24 protein-coding genes are annotated in these 16,116 nt (G+C 53.2%); 6 read left to right on the top strand and 18 right to left on the bottom strand.

What is annotated here, in order from left to right:
- Position 1: 1 nt before the first annotated feature.
- Genes rplX through A7C91_RS06255 form a run of 14 tightly spaced genes read right to left on the bottom strand, consistent with a single transcriptional unit; the run spans position 2 to position 7,008 of the window.
- Positions 2 to 364: a 50S ribosomal protein L24 gene (gene rplX / locus A7C91_RS06320; RefSeq protein ID WP_068665904.1), complete on the bottom strand. Its 363-nt coding sequence runs from the start codon at positions 362 to 364 to the stop codon at positions 2 to 4.
- Positions 365 to 374: 10 nt separating this feature from the next.
- Entirely contained in the window at positions 375 to 800 is a 426-nt protein-coding gene (locus A7C91_RS06315) for a 50S ribosomal protein L14 (protein ID WP_068665902.1), read from the bottom strand.
- Between the two features lie 5 nt (positions 801 to 805).
- A complete protein-coding gene (locus A7C91_RS06310; protein ID WP_068665899.1) occupies positions 806 to 1,141 on the bottom strand; it encodes a 30S ribosomal protein S17 in 336 nt (111 codons plus the stop codon).
- Positions 1,138 to 1,515, bottom strand: a complete 378-nt coding sequence (locus A7C91_RS06305; RefSeq protein WP_082871992.1) for a ribonuclease P protein component 1 — start codon at positions 1,513 to 1,515, stop codon at positions 1,138 to 1,140. Before A7C91_RS06305 ends, A7C91_RS06310 begins: the two co-directional genes overlap by 4 nt.
- The gene (gene yciH / locus A7C91_RS06300; protein WP_206204400.1) at positions 1,401 to 1,667 is read right to left on the bottom strand and encodes a stress response translation initiation inhibitor YciH; all 267 of its coding nucleotides are present in this window, start codon (positions 1,665 to 1,667) and stop codon (positions 1,401 to 1,403) included. Before yciH ends, A7C91_RS06305 begins: the two co-directional genes overlap by 115 nt.
- 36 nt (positions 1,668 to 1,703) lie before the next feature.
- Positions 1,704 to 1,904 carry a 50S ribosomal protein L29 gene (gene rpmC / locus A7C91_RS06295; protein WP_068665893.1) on the bottom strand — a complete coding sequence of 67 codons (201 nt, stop codon included), beginning with the start codon at positions 1,902 to 1,904 and terminating at the stop codon, positions 1,704 to 1,706.
- A complete protein-coding gene (gene rpsC / locus A7C91_RS06290) occupies positions 1,901 to 2,524 on the bottom strand; it encodes a 30S ribosomal protein S3 (protein WP_068665891.1) in 624 nt (207 codons plus the stop codon). Before rpsC ends, rpmC begins: the two co-directional genes overlap by 4 nt.
- A gap of 5 nt (positions 2,525 to 2,529) precedes the next feature.
- Positions 2,530 to 3,000, bottom strand: a complete 471-nt coding sequence (rplV, locus tag A7C91_RS06285; protein ID WP_068665889.1) for a 50S ribosomal protein L22 — start codon at positions 2,998 to 3,000, stop codon at positions 2,530 to 2,532.
- A 10-nt stretch (positions 3,001 to 3,010) separates the two neighbouring features.
- Complete coding sequence (locus tag A7C91_RS06280) at positions 3,011 to 3,412, bottom strand: 30S ribosomal protein S19 (protein WP_068665886.1); 402 nt, start codon at positions 3,410 to 3,412, stop codon at positions 3,011 to 3,013.
- 2 nt (positions 3,413 to 3,414) lie between these two features.
- The gene (locus A7C91_RS06275; protein ID WP_068665884.1) at positions 3,415 to 4,134 is read right to left on the bottom strand and encodes a 50S ribosomal protein L2; all 720 of its coding nucleotides are present in this window, start codon (positions 4,132 to 4,134) and stop codon (positions 3,415 to 3,417) included.
- A 13-nt stretch (positions 4,135 to 4,147) separates the two neighbouring features.
- Entirely contained in the window at positions 4,148 to 4,408 is a 261-nt protein-coding gene (locus A7C91_RS06270; protein ID WP_068665882.1) for a 50S ribosomal protein L23, read from the bottom strand.
- A gap of 6 nt (positions 4,409 to 4,414) precedes the next feature.
- Positions 4,415 to 5,182, bottom strand: coding sequence for a 50S ribosomal protein L4 (gene rpl4p, locus A7C91_RS06265; RefSeq protein WP_068665880.1), 768 nt, complete (start codon positions 5,180 to 5,182; stop codon positions 4,415 to 4,417).
- Between the two features lie 10 nt (positions 5,183 to 5,192).
- Entirely contained in the window at positions 5,193 to 6,236 is a 1,044-nt protein-coding gene (locus A7C91_RS06260; protein WP_068665878.1) for a 50S ribosomal protein L3, read from the bottom strand.
- 1 nt (position 6,237) lies between these two features.
- On the bottom strand, positions 6,238 to 7,008 hold the full coding sequence (locus tag A7C91_RS06255) for a putative RNA uridine N3 methyltransferase (RefSeq protein WP_068665876.1): 771 nt from the start codon (positions 7,006 to 7,008) through the stop codon (positions 6,238 to 6,240).
- Between the two features lie 1,109 nt (positions 7,009 to 8,117).
- Here A7C91_RS06255 and A7C91_RS11820 point away from each other — a divergent pair.
- The 3 genes from A7C91_RS11820 to A7C91_RS11810 all read left to right on the top strand — a co-directional run bounded on the left by A7C91_RS11820 (position 8,118) and on the right by A7C91_RS11810 (position 9,009).
- On the top strand, positions 8,118 to 8,255 hold the full coding sequence (locus A7C91_RS11820; RefSeq protein WP_234394320.1) for a hypothetical protein: 138 nt from the start codon (positions 8,118 to 8,120) through the stop codon (positions 8,253 to 8,255).
- 56 nt (positions 8,256 to 8,311) lie between these two features.
- Entirely contained in the window at positions 8,312 to 8,548 is a 237-nt protein-coding gene (locus A7C91_RS11815; RefSeq protein ID WP_234394319.1) for an ATP-binding protein, read from the top strand.
- Positions 8,549 to 8,619: 71 nt separating this feature from the next.
- Complete coding sequence (locus A7C91_RS11810) at positions 8,620 to 9,009, top strand: AAA family ATPase (protein WP_234394318.1); 390 nt, start codon at positions 8,620 to 8,622, stop codon at positions 9,007 to 9,009.
- 103 nt (positions 9,010 to 9,112) lie between these two features.
- Here the strand turns inward: A7C91_RS11810 and A7C91_RS06245 are convergent, their stop codons facing one another.
- The 3 genes from A7C91_RS06245 to A7C91_RS06235 form a co-directional block, all read right to left on the bottom strand.
- Positions 9,113 to 10,255 carry an RNA ligase gene (locus tag A7C91_RS06245; RefSeq protein WP_068665874.1) on the bottom strand — a complete coding sequence of 381 codons (1,143 nt, stop codon included), beginning with the start codon at positions 10,253 to 10,255 and terminating at the stop codon, positions 9,113 to 9,115.
- Between the two features lie 187 nt (positions 10,256 to 10,442).
- Complete coding sequence (locus A7C91_RS06240) at positions 10,443 to 10,991, bottom strand: 50S ribosomal protein L16 (RefSeq protein WP_068665872.1); 549 nt, start codon at positions 10,989 to 10,991, stop codon at positions 10,443 to 10,445.
- Positions 10,992 to 11,078: 87 nt separating this feature from the next.
- Positions 11,079 to 12,245: an MFS transporter gene (locus A7C91_RS06235; RefSeq protein ID WP_068665870.1), complete on the bottom strand. Its 1,167-nt coding sequence runs from the start codon at positions 12,243 to 12,245 to the stop codon at positions 11,079 to 11,081.
- A gap of 163 nt (positions 12,246 to 12,408) precedes the next feature.
- Here A7C91_RS06235 and A7C91_RS06230 point away from each other — a divergent pair, with 163 nt between their 5' ends.
- Positions 12,409 to 13,563 carry a pyridoxal-phosphate-dependent aminotransferase family protein gene (locus A7C91_RS06230; RefSeq protein WP_068665867.1) on the top strand — a complete coding sequence of 385 codons (1,155 nt, stop codon included), beginning with the start codon at positions 12,409 to 12,411 and terminating at the stop codon, positions 13,561 to 13,563.
- Positions 13,564 to 13,594: 31 nt separating this feature from the next.
- Positions 13,595 to 14,356 (top strand): hypothetical protein, encoded by a 762-nt coding sequence (locus A7C91_RS06225; protein WP_068665865.1) that lies wholly within the window; start codon positions 13,595 to 13,597, stop codon positions 14,354 to 14,356.
- Positions 14,357 to 14,367: 11 nt separating this feature from the next.
- On the opposite strand, the gene A7C91_RS06220 is transcribed toward A7C91_RS06225, so the two are convergent.
- Positions 14,368 to 14,964: an ATPase, T2SS/T4P/T4SS family gene (locus tag A7C91_RS06220; RefSeq protein ID WP_068665863.1), complete on the bottom strand. Its 597-nt coding sequence runs from the start codon at positions 14,962 to 14,964 to the stop codon at positions 14,368 to 14,370.
- A gap of 193 nt (positions 14,965 to 15,157) precedes the next feature.
- Between A7C91_RS06220 and A7C91_RS06215 the strand changes: the two genes are divergently transcribed.
- On the top strand, positions 15,158 to 16,057 hold the full coding sequence (locus tag A7C91_RS06215) for an asparagine synthetase A (protein ID WP_082871991.1): 900 nt from the start codon (positions 15,158 to 15,160) through the stop codon (positions 16,055 to 16,057).
- The last annotated feature ends 59 nt before the right edge of the window (positions 16,058 to 16,116 follow it).

Below are 16,116 nucleotides of genomic sequence, written 5' to 3'. Positions count from 1 at the left end.
TTCAAGCCCTCCTCTCAATTATCTTCTCCCTCTTCTCGTCCTCAAGGTTGAGCTCAACTATCATAACATTCGACGGGTGAACCGGGTAGAAGACCTCGGTGCCGTCGACCTTCTTCTGGGTGACGCCCTCGACGTAGATCCTGTACCTCTTGAGGTTGACCTCAACGACCTTTCCTTCCTTGCCCTTGTAGTCGCCGCGCATTATCCTGACCTTGTCGCCCTCCCTTATCGGAAGGTTCCTGACACCGTACTTCTCCCTGAGCTCCCTCGAGAGGGAAGCGCTCATTATCTTGCTCCTAAGGTGAAGGGGAGCGTTGTAGAGGAACTTCCTCTGCTTCCTCGGCTGCTTGGTATCCAACTTCATCATTCTCACCTCACAACACAATGCTCGCTATGCTGCCGAGCCTAACCCACCTCTCGGCGGCCTCCCTGGCTATGGCACCCCTGATCTCGGTTCCCCTCGGAACACCCTCGGGGGTGACTATCGCGGCAGCATTGTCCTCGAACTTGACGCGCATGCCATCGAGCCTTCTGTACTCCTTCCTCTGCCTGACAACAACGGCCCTGACGACCTGATGCCTGATGTCAGGCCTACCCTTCTTAACGGTAGCGACAACCATATCGCCGACACCGGCACTGGCAAGTCTCCTCCTGGTTCCCTTGTAGCCGACGACGCCGATGATCTGGATGACCTTGGCACCGCTGTTGTCTGCAACCTTAAGGTAAGCACCTATCGGCAGAGCGCGAGTCGGCCTGACGGGGCTAATACCCCTAGTAGCACCAGCACCCTTCTTAGCCATTGTTATCACCTCTCCTCTGCCTTCTGAAGTATGCCAACGACGACAAAGCTCTTGGTCTTGCTGAGCGGCCTGGTCTCGGCAATGAGAACCTTGTCGCCAGGCTTGGCGTTAATGCACGGCGGGTTGTGCGCGTGTATCCTGCTCCTCCTGAGCTCATACCTCTCGTACTTTTTGAGGTAGTGGTAGTGCTGCCTCTCAACGGTGACGGTCCTCTTGGGCTTGTCGCTGACGACTATGCCCTCGAAGTACCTGCCGTGTATCTTGAGGTGTCCGTGCCACGGGCAGTGGGGATCGTCACACTTCTCAGCGGGAGGCTGAATCTTTAATCCTATCTCTCTCATCGTCTCCACCTCTTCTTCAATCTCATCTCGGGTCTTCCAATCAGTTCCCTTCCATCGATTCGTATCCTTTTATCGCCAACTTCAAACTCGAGCTCCACCACGTCCTTCGGGATAACCCAAACCCTCTCACCGCCGATGGTGAGGGTGTTCCTCGTCTCATCAAGGACGTAGCCCTTGATGCCAACCAGCTCTGGATGAGATGCCCTTATAATCTTTGCTTTCAGGCCTATGAGCTCGTGCCAGATGATGTTTCTCGCTGTCACTCGATTTCTATCAAGTCCTCTGAAAATCCAAGGTCTGCCAGCAATTTCTTGACCCTTTCCCTGTGGTCGCCCTGGAGCTCTATCCTTCCTTTCTTTACAGTTCCGCCGCATGCCAGCTTCGCCTTCAGCTTTTTGGCTATGTCCTCGAGGTCAAACTCCTTCTCATCTATGCCCTCGATTATGGTCTTAAGCTTTCCGTAACGGGCCTTCTCTATGTATACCCTAATTCTCTGCTGCTCCTTCAGGACCTCCTTAAAGAGCATCTCATCCAGAGGGTTAACGATCCTAGGCACTAACCATCACCTTTTCTCCCTAAGCTTCTCCTTCTTTATGGTAAGCAGGCGCGCGATGTCGCGCCTGAGGTTGCGGATGACCATGGGGTTTTCCATAGAGGCCCCCATGGTAAGCACACCCCTCTCTTTGGCAAGCTCGAGGCGGAGCTCCCTGATCTTCTTGTCGATCTCCTCAATGCTCATTTCCCTAATCTCGCTCGGCTTCATTCTCCACTCACCTCTTCCTCAACGGGCTTTTCAATGACCTCAATCTCGTCCGGAAGCTTGGCGTCAGGTGGCATGATGGAGACCTTGACACCTATGACACCGAGCTTGAGGAGCGCCTGGGCGTAGCCCTTGCTGACGAGGGTCTCGGCCGGGTTTCCGACCTTGGCGAGGTAGCCCTGGTAGAACCTGACGCTCTTAGCCCTCTCGCCAGTGAGCTTGCCGCTGAGCCTAATCTCGACACCCCTGGCGCCGTTCCTCATGATGGCCCTTATGGCAGCGTAGGCAGCCCTCCTGAAGTGGACGCCCCTCTCAAGGGCCTGGGCGAGCCTCACGGCCTGAACCTTGGCGTTGAGGTAGGGGTTCTTTATCTCCTCGACCTCGATCTGCGGGTTCTCGAGGCCAAACTGCCTCTCAAGGATCCTGGTGAGCTCCCTAATGCGCCTTCCGCCCCTTCCTATGACGTAGCCAGGGTTGGCGGCGAAGATGATAACCTTGGTTCCAAGGGGAGTCTTCTTGATGTCAATACCACCGTAGCCCGCGCGCCTGAGCTCCTTCTCGAGGTACTCGTCGATGAGCATCTCCTTAACGCCTTCCTTGATGAAGTATCTCTCGATCGCCAAAAGGCTCACCTCCTAATTTCCTCCACAACTATCTCTATGTGGGTGGTCTGTTCGTTGAACGGTGTGGCCCTACCAAAGGCCTTTGGAATGTATCCGCGGAGCACTGGTCCCCTGTGGGCGGCGGCGTGGATTATCTTAAGCCTGTCCGGGTCGAGGCCCTTCTGCTCGGCGTTGTTCTTGGCGTTGAGGAGAACCTTCTTGACGGCCTTGGCGACCTTGACCGGGTACCTACCTGGTCCGAAGCCCTTACCCGGCTTGTGGCCCTGGCTGTCGTTGAAGCTCCTCATTGGGACCGGCCTCTTGAGGGCTATGACGTCGTCGAGGTACCTCAGAGCGTCGTTGAGCATCATGCCCCTTATCTCCCTGAGGAGCTCGACGCTGTGCTTCGGGGAAATCCTAAGGTCCCTTCCGCTCGCGCGAGCCATCCTCTCTGGGTCAAAATTTTGGAATGAGTAGGAAAACCTTCCCCTAGACATTCAGACCACCTCACTTGATCGCCACGAACATCGATGACCTAGTTGCACCAACACCAGGTGAGCCGTGCTGGACTACCTTCCTGGTAAGGGCAAACTCGCCGAGGTAGTGGCCTATCATCTCCTCTTTTATCTCGATGGGGACGAACTCCTTTCCGTTGTAGACATGGATGGTCATACCGACCATCTCTGGAAGGATGACCATGTCCCTGCTATGGGTCCTTATCGGCTTGTTGTACTTGCCCTTCTTGGCAAGGCGTATCTTCCTGAGGAGCTTCTTCTGCTCCGGGCTGAGGCCCCTCTTGAGGCTCCTCCTCTGCCTCGCCGGAAGGAGCTTGGCGAAGTCCTCGAGTGACATGTTGAGCAGTTCCTCAAAGGTGTAGCCCCTATACCTAAATTCCTTCTTTCTCGCCATCTTCACTTCCTCCTACCAGTTCTTCTCGCGGCTATGTGACCGACCTTCCTTCCAGGCGGAGCGCGCCTTGAAACTGTCGAAGGCCTGCCTATGTGGTGCTCCTTACCACCGTGCGGGTGGTTGACGGCGTTCATCTTGACACCCCTCGGCTTCGGCCAGAACCTGTTCCTGGCTTTGGCTATGTAGTAGGCCTTTCCTGCCTTGACGATGGGCTTCTCGAGCCTACCGCCGCCAGCTACCACACCGATGGTGGCCCTGCACATGGGGTTGAACTGCTTGAGCTCACCGCTCGGGAGCTGGACGATGACCTTATCCTTCTCCCTGCTGACGACGAGGGCGTAGCTACCGCCAGCCCTAACGTATTTACCGCCATCTCCTGGGACGCCCTCGATGTCGTAGACGTAGCTTCCCTCCGGAATCATGGCAAGCGGAAGGGTGTTGCCTATCTTTATTGGGGCGTTCGGTCCGATGGCTATCTCCTCACCGACGAGGATTCCCTCAGGGGCAATGATAAGCTTCTCGGCGCCGTTCTCGAATTTAACCCTGGCAACTGGGGCAGTCCTTCCAGGGTCGTGGAGTATCTCAACGACCTTGCCGACGAGGGTCTTCTCCCTGGTCAGGTTGAGCGGGAGGTACCTAACGGCTCCCCTATAGCGGTGGGAGGGAGCCCTAAAGGTGGTGGTTCCCTTTCCTCTCCTCTGCTGAATCAAACTCTTTCCCATCTCACTCACCCCATCAGAACAATCCTATCCTTGCGGCGATTTCACTTGCGCTGTACTCGGGCTTGAGCTTCACATAGGCCTTCTTCTCGCCCCTCATGGTGATGAGGGTGTTGACCTTCTCGACCTTGACCTGGAACATCTCTTCCACGGCCCTCTTGATGTCGCTCTTGGTGGCCCTTCTGTCAACTATGAAGGTGAGCTTGTTCTCGTTCTCTATCATTGCAACGGCCTTCTCGGTGACGACCGGCCTGACAATAACCTTGTATGGGTCCATCTCTCATCACCCGTAAATCTCCCTAAGCCTCTCAATAGCGCCCTTGGTCCAGATGGTAAGCCTTCCTGGGTGGGTACCAGGGGCAAGCAGCTCGACACCGAGGTTGTCAACGGTGACAACGTCAACGCCTGGGTGGTTCCTAGCTCCCTGGATAATGCCCTCGTTCTTGGCAACGACGATGAGCGGGCCCTTGGCCTTCTTGTAGCGCCTTCCACGCATCTTACCCTTACCTGCCCTTATCTTGGTGTTCTTCTTGGCCCTCTCGATGTCGTCCCAAACGCCGAGCTTCTTGAATATCTCTCTGGTCTGGGCAGTCTTGAAGACCTTCTCAAGGTCATCAACCACAACCAGCGGAACCTGCGGGACGTTGTCGACTATGTGGCCCCTCGTCCTGACGAGGTCGTAGTTGGCAGTAGCGGCAATGGCGCTCATGATAGCGAGCCTGCGCTCCTTCTTGTTGATTTCCTCCCAGATGATCTTCTCGACCTTCGGTGGGTGGGTCCTCCTTCCGCCCCTCGCGAAGGGCACGAAGGCCGCAAACCTCGGGGAGGTCTTTATCCTCTCAACTCTAGCCATGCCGTGGCCCTTTCCGATGTTCTCAGTAACCCTTCTCTTTCCAGCGAGCGGGTCTCTGCCCTGGGGCTGTATTCTGTGGGTCCATGAAGCGATGACAGCCCTCCTTATGAGGTCCGGCCTGAACGGAGTGGCGAAGACCTTTGGAAGCTCAATTTCATCAACGGGCTCGCCTTCGAGGTTGAAAACCTTAACCTTCATCTATCTCACCTCACTGCTTGGATTCCCTACTGATGTAGGTGATCTGCGGCCTCTCAACCGGCGGCTTCTTCTTCGGAGGCCTTATGGCTGGCCTAACCCTGATGATCCTCTTGAAGGATCCTGGGATCGTTCCCTGAATCATAAGGAAGTCGCTCCTAATTATTCCGTAGTGCGGGAAGCCGCCCTTCGGAGTTATCTCGATCTCGTTCTTCTCGTCGAGTTTGAGCTTGCCGTTTTCACCTATGGCGATGAGCCTCTTGTTGAACTCGGTCCTGTGGTGGAAGCCCATCTGACCGGCCTGCGGAACAGTCCACATGACCCTGGTCGGGTGCCATGGACCGAGGTTACCGACATGCCTGCCCTTTCCAGCCCTCTGGGCCTTGTGGAACTGGATCTTGATCCCCCATCTCTTGACTGGGCCCTGGGTTCCATTACCCTTGGTGACGGCTATGACGTCGATGAGCTCACCCTCGTGGAGAACCTCGCTCGCGCGGAGCTCCTTGCCTATCTTTTCCTTGGCGTAGTCGAACTTGGCTTTGACATCGTCGCCACCGATGGCGTACTCCATGACCTCGGGCTTCTTCTTGAGCCGGATGAGCCACGGCTGGGTGTGGACGAGCAGCCTGACGTCAACTATCTCGCCGTCGTTAACGAGGCCCTCAAGCTGGCCGAGCTTGGCCTGGAAGGCCTCCTCGTTGTAGTCCTTCGGCACGGTCTTTATCCTCCTTTTGACGTAGTCGTTGAGCTCGTGGAACCAGACCTCGGTGGCAGTCTCGAGGCCAAGGTAGCCCTGCCTGTAGGCCCTTATGCCGTAGACGAAGAGCGGCGGAACTTCAACTATGGTCACGGGCATGAATATTTCCTTGCCCTTGGTGAGCCCTGGCCTGTCGTCGATCATGAGGACGTGGGTCATTCCTGCCTTGTATCCCGCGAAACCAAGCATCCTGACTTCGCTGTCCTTCGGCCACTTCCTGATTCTCGGGACTATGCTCTTAGCCCTCTTCCTTGGGGAGTAAGCCAGTGAACCTCTCCTTGGTCTGTGTATTTTTCCCATCTCAATCCCTCCTTATGAGATTAAACACCGCGAGGGTGGCCAAGACAGCCTCCTCGGTACGGACCGTGGCAGTCCGTTGATTTGGAATGGTGTTGAGGATTAGATCAAAGGGATAATCCTCCTCTCCGAGGAGCTCCATCACGCCTTTCCTCGGTGAGCCGAATACGAATCCGACCTCCCCCTCGAGTGGGGGAAGCTTCACGTCTCGGAAGTCTTGCCCCTTCCTGGAGGTTGCAACTGCCAAGTCAAGCCTGGCCTTTTTAAGTGTTTTTGCCAGTGACTTCCTCGTGAGGTGCACCCTGTAGCCCCAGTATTCCTCTGGCTTTGTAGGTACCACCCTGAGAGGCCTCGTCGAGACTATTCTGAAGGCCGCGCGACCTTCAACGTCTCCTTCGACGGTAGCCAACTCGTCGAGACCTATGTCGGCGTAAATTCTCTTCCCCCGCCTGAAGGCAAAGCCCTCGCGTATCTCCCCGACCCTTGGCCTAGACTTGAGCTTGTGGTGCGGGGTCCTCAGCGGGGGTATGACCCCCACGTGCTTCAGCTCGGACATCAGGGGGAAGAGCCTCTTACGGAGGTACTGCGGGGTCTCAGCGTACTCGAGGACGAGCTTTATGAAGCGCCCGTCCCTGCCACCGGCCCTGTAAATCCAGATATGCTCGACGCCGAATATCGCCGCGGCCCTGGCTATCTGCCCAACTTTGTATGTTCTGATTTTCGGGTCGTCGGTTTCTTCGAGGAGCGAATCGGGAATGAAGATGTGCCAGGCCATTTTTTCGTCATCCTTTGTTCTGGATACTCTAAAGCTGAGGGGAAGTCTATGGAGACTATTTAAAAGGCTTTCGAACCCTTCCACCCTTTTTTAGGTTTGGGGGTGTACAATTTTTTTGCAAAACAAACTTCGCCTTCGCAAAGTTTGATCAAAGCTCGCATGTCCTTATTAAAGCGGTAATTCCTGGGTAGGTTTACTTTAGATTCACGGTCTTACGTAGTTTCACTGCAAATAAACGCCCAAAGGGCGTTAAGAGAAAAGCGAAACCCTTTAGCTTGTCAGCTCTTCAGGTTAAACCCTAACCAAGCTCATAATTTTAAAAAGACATGCAAAACTCATTCCAGCTAAGTTAAGAAGTTAATTCGTTTTATCAACTTTGCTCAAGCAAAGGTTGATGTACTCTCAAACTCCCGATGCGGGGTTTCATCCCGCAACCTGTTTTTCTAAAACTCTGGAGAGGGTTGCCGCCCCCATCCCCCAGTAACTTTCGCCAAGCGAAAGTTTCATCAAAGTTAGTGATTCCTCATCGACACAGCCCACTTAATGAAAGTTTCCACTTAGATGACCACCGGTCTAGTTAATGCCCTTTTATGGGACTTTTTGAGAAGGTTTGTCTTCACCCGCGCTTCTCCGGAGCACCAAACAAAAGAAAACCCCTTCCAATTGCCTCAACGAAAAGTGCATTCCCTCTTTAAAACTCCAGTTTAAACAGGAAAACTACTGACAATGGCCATCAGATAAGAATCACTAACTTTGGTCAACCTTTGCTCATGCAAAGGTCGTTAGGGGGGCTAACGCCCCACACCCCAAACTTCACCTGCTCAACGTCAAGTATAGCTTAGTAGAAAAACACAACTCTAAGGCATCTGTTAAGGCAACCCTTTTATACTTGCACTCCTGCAAGTAACTATTGGGAGTGCAAGTTATGCTGTTCTCGCCTTACCCGAAGACGAAAAGGGGAGCTGTTCGATAGAGAGAACGAGCTGAGGGAACTTGCGGAGGCAATAGAAAGGGGCAAGAGGCTGATACTCCCCTCCGGCCTCAGGAGGCCCGGCAAGAGCTCGCCCTCCAACATGGCCTTAGGCGAGCTTTCGAACCCCTCGGTAAAGGTGGACGTGAGGAAGACCTACGCAGAATACCCCTCCGTGAACCGCTACATCATCGGCAAGACCCTGCTCTCGTCCCTGAGCGGCAAGAAAAGGCTCATTGAGGAGGCAAAGGCCTTCCTGAGCAGGCTAAGGGGATAGCCTTCTCGGGGGCGAAGGTTGAGATAACCTCCAAGGATTTCTCAATAACGGAGCTTTTGGAGGCTCTCAACGAGTATGGAGAGGAGAAGAGAAGAGTCGTCATAGCATTCGACGAGGCCCAGTACCTCCGCTTTGGCGGGGCCACGAAGTACGACGGGATAATAGCGTACGCCGTTGACAACCTCAAAAACCTCACATTTATCCTCACAGGCTCTGAAGTCGGCCTGCTCTTCGACTCCTCAAGTTCAACAATCCAGAGGCGCCGCTCTTCGGCAGGTACCACCACGACATAGTCATTGAACGCTTTAGTAAGGAGCTAAGCGAGGAGTTTCTCCTGAGGGGGTTCGATGAGGCAGGCTCCCCCGTGAGGGAAGAAGTCGGGGCGACAGTTGAGGAGCTCGACGGTATTGTGGGCTGGTTATCGCTCTACGGCTACGTAAGAGCCACGAGGAAGCTCGACCACGAAAAGGCCCTCGAAGAGGTTCTGAGAGAGGCGAAGTCGGTGGTAAACAGCGAGCTCTCGAAGCTCTTCACATACAGCCCGCGCTACCGCGTGATTCTGAAGGCCATAGCGCTCGGCTACTCCCGCTGGAGCGACATCAAGGACTACCTGACCCTGAAGCTTGGCTACGTTAACGACGCTAACTTCTCGAACCTGCTCGAGAACCTCGTGAAGTACGGCTACGTGGAGAAGAGGAATAACCAATACACCATACCCGACCCGGTGCTCGTGAGGATCTTCAAGGAGCTTTAACTTGCACCCCACAAGTAACTATCAGGGGTGCAAGTTAATCTTTCAAGTTTTCCTATCTATAAACCTACCCATGAGTATAATACTCCAGAGTACGTTTCCTTGCCTAGTCCACAAACGCCAGCCCGTTCCACAGCTCCCTTATCTCCTTCGTGGCGTCAGGATAAACCCGCTTGAAGGTTATCCGCCAGTAGCCGTTCTTTAAATCCTCGATGTCCTCGATGTGTATCTTGATGCCGAGTCTCTCGAAGTGGGTGACCATCTTGTGTGCGGTGGTTATGCTCTTGACGCGAACAGTAAAGGTCTCCTCTATCTCGCCGCCGTTGGCCACCTCATGGATGCTCTCAACGAAGGGCCGTAGCAGTGCCTTCCCTAGGGCCTTGGCATATTCGTCAAACTCCTCACCCTTGATGTGCTTTTCTGCTAGATAGAAAGCCAGCCGCTTTATTCTCTGCATGAAGTAGCCGTACGGCAGGTCAAAGAATATGTGCGAGCCTATCCTGACGTCGTTGATGTTGGCGTAGGGCGTTACGTACTTCGCGATTCTCTTCATGTCAGGGCTCTTCATGACGATTCCTTCCCTTCTCTCGCGATGCAACCTCTCAATGAGGTCGTAGAGGTCGTCGATGCGGCGTCGATCATAAACTCCGAACACTTCAACGTGAGGAATTCCGTATTCTTCAGCGAGCTTCAGCCTTTCCTCTACGGAAAGGCTCTTCCCACTCCCCATCTCCTGAATGTCAAAGAGGAAGAACTGAATATCCTCCGTCACGTAGGGCGGACCCTCGACGAGGTAAGGGCTCTCAGACCCGGCCATCTCTCCAGCTAGAACGAGGTTCGGGTAGTCCATGAAGAAGTCGAAATTTATGAAGTCCTCAACCCTCTCCGTCGTGAAGGGACAGACGAAGCCTCCTCTTGTGAGGGCGAGAACCTTATCTCCCACTTTAACGACCCTGACGTTGTATCCATCGACCTTTTCCTCGACATAGAAAGGCCTGTTCTTGAAGACGCGCCTTATCCCGTTCTCAAGCTGGACGACGCGTTTTATGTGGGGAAAGCCCAGAACCACCTCGCCGTTCTCGAAGACGAGGGTTCCACGCCTGAAGCCCTTGGCAGAATCGCGGAAGCGGACGTATCTGATACCCTCAAACTCGTCTTCGACGAGGCCTCCTTTACCCTCGAGGACTGATAATCGCTCCTCAGGGATGCCGAGCTTGAGCAGAATGTTCCTGAAGTGAGAGCTTACCATCTTCCCACCAAAGAAGTTTAGACGTTGGCATTAATAATTATTTGGACTTACCGGACTTAGAGTTAAAGGCAATCAACACCCATTGCACGTGGGGAATCATCACTATGCACAAAATTAGGGCGACATCGTTAATATTATGAATATACGGCAAAACTCGGACAGAAAAAAGGAGCAAGGAAGAAGCGCTTCAGCGCTTCATGGTCGAGAGAACCTTGGTGGTGACGTCGTTGCCTTCCTTGTCGTAGATCCTGTAATAGGCGCTGTAGGGGAGCTTCATAGCAGCCCTGCGCATGGCCTCGAGGGCAAACTTGAGATGGTTCTCGTTGACCCAGACGGTGAGTATCTTCTGATCCTTCTTGACGCGAGCGGCAAGGCCAATCGGCTTTCCGAAGGGCCTACGCATACCGTTACCGTAACGGTCTGCCTTCCTTCCGGTAGCCATCGGGTTCTCACGGAGAACCTGGAACGGGTAGACCCTTATCTTGAAGTGGTAGTTGCTCCTACCGACGTTCTTCTGGAGGTACCTGTTGACCTGAATACGAATGGCCTCGAGGGCGTTCTGCCTTATCTGCATGGCCTGCTCAGCGTGAAGGCTCACCTCGTACTGGAACTCAGCGGAAAGGTTGCCCATGTCGAAGATGGTTATCTTCGGACCGGGGGCACCGCGTATGTATTCCCTCCTCGTGTAAGCGGGCTTGTCAACGTCCCTATCAATCTTGGCTGGTCTCAGTCCCATACTCTCACCTCCAAATGAGCGTAAGCTAAGCCTAAACTTAGGCGAGTGGAGTGGCTTATAAAAGTTTTGGAAAGCCCGTCACCCATCTTACTCCCCAGTCCCTTTAAGCTTAACGGACTCCCGGAGGAGTGCCAGTGAAAACGGCAGGAAGGAAAGCAGGGCGAGGTTCAACGTTACGCCCACACTTATCTCCCCGAGAGAGTAGGCCAGGCCGAAGAGCATTCCCCCTGCGAAGGTCGAGAGGTTCTGAATTCCGTTCACACCGCCTATAGCTAATGAAGAGCGGTAGTATGAAGCCAAGACTTTCCTCGAAATCGGTCTGAAGCTCTGGAAGGCAAAGAGGGCCATAAATATGCCGAGAAAAACTGTCGGAGCGGTCTTTACGGCAGCGAGGATTGGAGAGACTGCTGCCATAACTGACGTCAGAACAACCATCCTTCTCTCGCTCCTGACGTCGGCGAGCCAGGAAATGACGTAGCTGAGGAGTGCCGATAAAAAGCCTGCCCATCCGATAAGCGTCGCTGTTTTGGCTTTGTCCATGCCCAAAGCTTCAGAAACATAGATGTAGGTTATCTCGCCGGAAGTGAAGGCAACTATGATTGCCATCAGCGACGCAATTATGAGAATCCTTTTTGGGTTGAGGTCCGGCTTCTCCCCATCGGGCGTTTTCTTTCTCTTGGGCACTATCCAGCCGTAGAGTAGGAAGTAGGCAAGGAGCATTATCATGCCGGTGAATACAAAGAATGCAGAGGCGATCCACATCTGACCGGACAAGCCAAGGTTAATGGTGTAGGCGTAAATGTAGTTGCCGAGGAGTGAAGCTACACTGCCAAAGAGGAAGTAAACCGACGTGACCCTTGCTCGTATCTCGTTTGGAGTAGTCACGGCTATTACAAATTGAGCCATTGGCCAGCTCAATCCATTGAGGAAGCCGTTGAGAATCTTTATTCCGGCCACCTGAGCCCAGGTGCTCGTGAGGGGGTAGAGATGAACCGCCAAAGCGTTGCCCATCATGACCAGCGCACCGATGTAAACGAGCTTCCTACCTCTCTCAAGGGTGAGACCACCAAGAACAGACGAAAATGCCCTTGCCAGGACAAATGACATGGAAACAATGGAGACCGAGAGCATTGAGGCCTGGAGAATATCCCTCGTATAGAAGGCTATCGCCGGAGTCGCGAGACGGAAAGCTATCGTTCCTGTGAAGGCAGAGATGATGAGTAGGATTATTCCAGCCAGGCGCTTGCGCTCCATCAAACCACCTTCTGAACGTTAGGGTAAAGCTTTTAAAAGTCTTGTGAGGTCGAAAATTCTTCATTTTATTGCCTGCGGAACGAATATAGCTTCGATAAGTTACGGGAAGGAACTAACGAACCCTTTTTATATTTCCCCTCCAACCTCCGCCGAGGTGATGCTGATGGAGCTCAGGTTCGACATGCAGTATGAGGACGCTTACAGGGAGCTCTACGAGATAGTCAAGCCGAAGTACAAGCTCTTCACGGCTGGTCCTGTTGCTTGTTTCCCGGAGGTTCTCGCGATAATGAGCGTCCAGATGTTCAGCCACCGTTCGGCTGAGGCAAAGGAGGTTCATGTTGATACCCTCAACAGGCTCAAGGCCTTACTTGAGGCCGATAAAGGCGAGATAATCCTCTTCCCGAGCTCTGGAACAGGCTTCATGGAGGCCGCTGTAAGGAACACAATACCCTACGGTGGAAAAGTTCTCGTTACGGTCATTGGTGCGTTCGGAAAGCGCTTTGCAGAGGTGGTCAACACCAACGGAAGAAAGGCAGTCGTCTTTGAGAAGGAGCCCGGAAAAGCCATCAAGCCAGAGGAGCTTGATGAAGTCCTCAAGAAGAACCCCGATGTCGAGGCCGTCACCATAACCTACAACGAGACCTCCACAGGTGTCCTCAACCCGCTTCCAGAGCTTGCCAAGGTCGTCAAGGAGCACGACAAGCTGCTCTTCGTCGATGCCGTCTCTGCCATGGGCGGAGCGGACATAAAGTTCGACAAGTGGGGCATCGACCTCATCTTCGCGAGCTCTCAGAAGGCCTTCGGCGTCCCGCCAGGTCTTGCCGTCGCCGCAGTCAGCGAGCGCGTTTTTGAGATAGCCGAGAAGATGCCTGAGCGCGGCTGGTACTTTGATCTGCCGCTCTACAAGAAGTTCAACGAAAAGAAGAAGGGAACGCCCTCAACCCCACCGCTCCCGCAGATATTCGGCCTCAACGTTGTGCTCAGGATAATCGAGAAGATGGGCGGAAAGAAGACATGGCTCGAAATGTACAGGAAAAGGAGTGAGATGATACGCGAGGGCGTCAAGGAGATGGGCCTCGGAATCCTCGCCGAGCCAGGCTACGAGAGCCCGACCATCACTGCCGTCGTCGTTCCTGAGGGAATGAAGGGCGTTGATGTTTACAACGCCATGCGCGAGAGGGGCTTCGAGCTGGCCAAGGGCTACGGAAGTGTTGCCGAGAAGACCTTTAGGATTGGAAACATGGGCTACATGACATTCGACGACATAAGAGAGATGCTCGACAACCTCAGAGAGGTCATAGAAAAGCTTAAGGCCTGATGCCACCTTTATATTTTTCCAGTGAAAAATAATGGCAAAGAAAAGATGGATTGCACTGTGGCTTTTCGCCAATTTCATCATTTTCTGGTGTGTCGGACTCTATACGAGTGGGTATTCCCCCGAGGGCTACCTTCCATGGGAAAGCGCCAAGATTCAAGAGTATACCCCTATCATCTATACCTCCTCCGGAGATGAACCTTACGGAATTCTCTCCATGGCGGACATAAAGGGCAACATCTACTACTACATCGTATGGGAGGACGAGTATTTTCACAACATGATAATCGACAGGCTCTACCGCTTCTTCCGTTCCTTGGTTTACGGGGGGAACACTTACGATATAGAGGTCGTGAAGATCTACCCAGACAACAACAGCATATACCTCCAAACCTACGAGCACACCGATGTATGGGCAACGATGCAGCCCGACGGAAGCTGCCTCTGGAACGGGCACACCATACCCGACTGCACTGAGAAGGGAACCCACGTGAAGGTCTACGTCGTAACTTGGAACCACATGCTATCGCTGACTCCAAAGAACGGCACCATCAGGGTTGGGAACCTCCCTATGAGGCACATGACGGTGGACGACTATGTTTCCCTCGGCATGTTCCGGAGAACCCAAGAAACCATCGGAGGAGTGGCCATCAACTCAATGCTGATATCAGCCCTCTTCACGGTGGCCTTTAACGTGGTGCTCTACGTTTCGTGGAGGAAGGGCTACCTCTCATGGGACTACTATCGTTATATGAAAAACGAGTTCAGGAAAATGGTCAATCGGGAAAAGAAATAACGAGAAGGAGATTACACCAAACTCTCCAGCTCTATCTTCTCATCTCCTGATTTTTTAACCGCGTATATGTTGTTGATTCTCCTCGTTCCCGTCCTGAAGTCCCTTTTCAGCTCGACTATGATATCGAACTTGCCGATGACACCATCGTCGGCTCTCAACCAGTGCCTGACTTCCTCCACGATGTCGCCAGACATTACCAGGGAGGTAGCAATAAATGTGTAGCCGTCGAGGAGCTCGCTCAGAATGGTGGGCACGTGGACAGTGTGGATGGTGTCTATGATGACGTAGTCCGGGTTTATGCGCTTTATCTTTTCGATGACTTCCTTGGTGCGCTTCTCAAGGCTCTCAGGGTTAAATTGGGTGTCTATAACAACGATATTCGGTCTGAATGGCTTGAATTCGCTGTAGGCGGTTATTACAGCAACCTTCCTGTCATCAGGTATCAGGCTGATCAGGGCCTCGACGAGCTTGGTCTTTCCAGACCTGCTTGAGCCAACGATTAAGATGTCCTTCCCCTCAAGGAGAGCATCCTTTAATATCTCAAGCTGTTCCTCGGTTATCGTTCCGTATCTAAGGAGGTCTTCGGGGGTGAATATGTAGACGCCCATGTTTTACCACCGTATAGGGTTCTCATCGGGCATTATAACGCTATCGTTTACCCGCCCTCATCTTCGTCAATTAAATTGCGATTTTTTAACATTTATCCAAAATTTTCGCTAAAATTATGTCTAAATTTGCCCAAAATCCAGCGTTTCTTGCATAAAAGACATAAAGGTGAAAATCACTGACAAGAATCAGGTGATGAACATGAACGCTCTTCAACTTGTGACCCGAAAAATTGAACCAATTATGGAGGTTCAGACGAGAGTGATTGAATATATGACAAGGTACATGGTGGATAAGGGATTCAAGTGGATGCTCCCGGTAATGCTCAGCTCTATAACTGACCCCCTCTGGCCGGATCCAGAGGCCGAGAAAATGCTAAGACCGCCAGAGATCGAGGTCTACGGCGAAAGGCTCCGCTTAACCCACAGCATGATACTGCACAAGCAGATGGTAGTTGCGATGGGAATAGATAAGCTCTTCATACTCTCGCCGAACATAAGACTCGAGGGAAAAAGCGCGGACGACGGCAGGCACGCCTACGAGTTCACCCAGCTCGACATGGAGATGGCCCACGCGAGCATGGACGACGTGATGAGTCTCATTGAGGGCCTAATCGCCGGCCTCTTCAAGGAAGCAAGGAGCTGGGGGCTGGAGAGGGAAATCCCAAGAGTTAAGACTCCCTTCAAGCGCTTCACCCTTGATGAGATAACGGCCGAGTTCGGAAGCGAGGAGGAAGCGAGCAAGGCCATGGACGAGCCCTTCTGGATAACTGGAATCCCAAGGGAGTTCTACGACAGGGAAGTTGACGGTCAATGGAGGAACTACGACCTCTATTTGCCGGGGGGCTATGGTGAGGTTTCGAGCGGCGGCGAGAGGGAGTGGGAGTACGAGGTCATCGTGAGGAAGATGAAGAAAGCGGGCATAAGCCTCGAGGCCTTCAGGCCCTACCTTGAGGTTGCCAAAGCTGGCCTGCTGAGGCCGAGTGCGGGGGCGGGGATAGGTGTTGAGAGGCTCCTCAGATACATGGTCGGCGCAGAGCACATCGCGGAGGTGCAGCCCTTCCCGAGGATTCCAGGAATTCCAGCGGTCATCTAATGGTCCCTTTTCTTTCTTCTAGCCAGTCAAAATTAACCGCGCTTTGACAAGTAGAATAA

The sequence above is a fragment of the Thermococcus piezophilus genome (assembly GCF_001647085.1).
GTDB lineage: Archaea > Methanobacteriota_B > Thermococci > Thermococcales > Thermococcaceae > Thermococcus > Thermococcus piezophilus.
The sequence above is the reverse complement of the archived record's forward strand: the minus strand, read 5'-3'. Positions and strand labels throughout refer to the sequence as shown.

Bases quoted from the DNA above. Each gene is read 5' to 3' on its own strand.
- rplX (WP_068665904.1), bottom strand. From the start codon at position 364: ATGAAGTTGGATACCAAGCAGCCGAGGAAGCAGAGGAAGTTCCTCTAC.
- A7C91_RS06315 (WP_068665902.1), bottom strand. From the start codon at position 800: ATGGCTAAGAAGGGTGCTGGTGCTACTAGGGGTATTAGCCCCGTCAGG.
- A7C91_RS06310 (WP_068665899.1), bottom strand. From the start codon at position 1,141: ATGAGAGAGATAGGATTAAAGATTCAGCCTCCCGCTGAGAAGTGTGAC.
- A7C91_RS06305 (WP_082871992.1), bottom strand. From the start codon at position 1,515: ATGCGGCGGAACTGTAAAGAAAGGAAGGATAGAGCTCCAGGGCGACCA.
- yciH (WP_206204400.1), bottom strand. From the start codon at position 1,667: ATGCTCTTTAAGGAGGTCCTGAAGGAGCAGCAGAGAATTAGGGTATAC.
- rpmC (WP_068665893.1), bottom strand. From the start codon at position 1,904: ATGAAGCCGAGCGAGATTAGGGAAATGAGCATTGAGGAGATCGACAAG.
- rplV (WP_068665889.1), bottom strand. From the start codon at position 3,000: ATGTCTAGGGGAAGGTTTTCCTACTCATTCCAAAATTTTGACCCAGAG.
- A7C91_RS06280 (WP_068665886.1), bottom strand. From the start codon at position 3,412: ATGGCGAGAAAGAAGGAATTTAGGTATAGGGGCTACACCTTTGAGGAA.
- A7C91_RS06275 (WP_068665884.1), bottom strand. From the start codon at position 4,134: ATGGGAAAGAGTTTGATTCAGCAGAGGAGAGGAAAGGGAACCACCACC.
- A7C91_RS06270 (WP_068665882.1), bottom strand. From the start codon at position 4,408: ATGGACCCATACAAGGTTATTGTCAGGCCGGTCGTCACCGAGAAGGCC.
- rpl4p (WP_068665880.1), bottom strand. From the start codon at position 5,182: ATGAAGGTTAAGGTTTTCAACCTCGAAGGCGAGCCCGTTGATGAAATT.
- A7C91_RS06260 (WP_068665878.1), bottom strand. From the start codon at position 6,236: ATGGGAAAAATACACAGACCAAGGAGAGGTTCACTGGCTTACTCCCCA.
- A7C91_RS06255 (WP_068665876.1), bottom strand. From the start codon at position 7,008: ATGGCCTGGCACATCTTCATTCCCGATTCGCTCCTCGAAGAAACCGAC.
- A7C91_RS06245 (WP_068665874.1), bottom strand. From the start codon at position 10,255: ATGGTAAGCTCTCACTTCAGGAACATTCTGCTCAAGCTCGGCATCCCT.
- A7C91_RS06240 (WP_068665872.1), bottom strand. From the start codon at position 10,991: ATGGGACTGAGACCAGCCAAGATTGATAGGGACGTTGACAAGCCCGCT.
- A7C91_RS06235 (WP_068665870.1), bottom strand. From the start codon at position 12,245: ATGGAGCGCAAGCGCCTGGCTGGAATAATCCTACTCATCATCTCTGCC.
- A7C91_RS06230 (WP_068665867.1), top strand. From the start codon at position 12,409: ATGGAGCTCAGGTTCGACATGCAGTATGAGGACGCTTACAGGGAGCTC.
- A7C91_RS06225 (WP_068665865.1), top strand. From the start codon at position 13,595: ATGGCAAAGAAAAGATGGATTGCACTGTGGCTTTTCGCCAATTTCATC.
- A7C91_RS06220 (WP_068665863.1), bottom strand. From the start codon at position 14,964: ATGGGCGTCTACATATTCACCCCCGAAGACCTCCTTAGATACGGAACG.
- A7C91_RS06215 (WP_082871991.1), top strand. From the start codon at position 15,158: ATGAACATGAACGCTCTTCAACTTGTGACCCGAAAAATTGAACCAATT.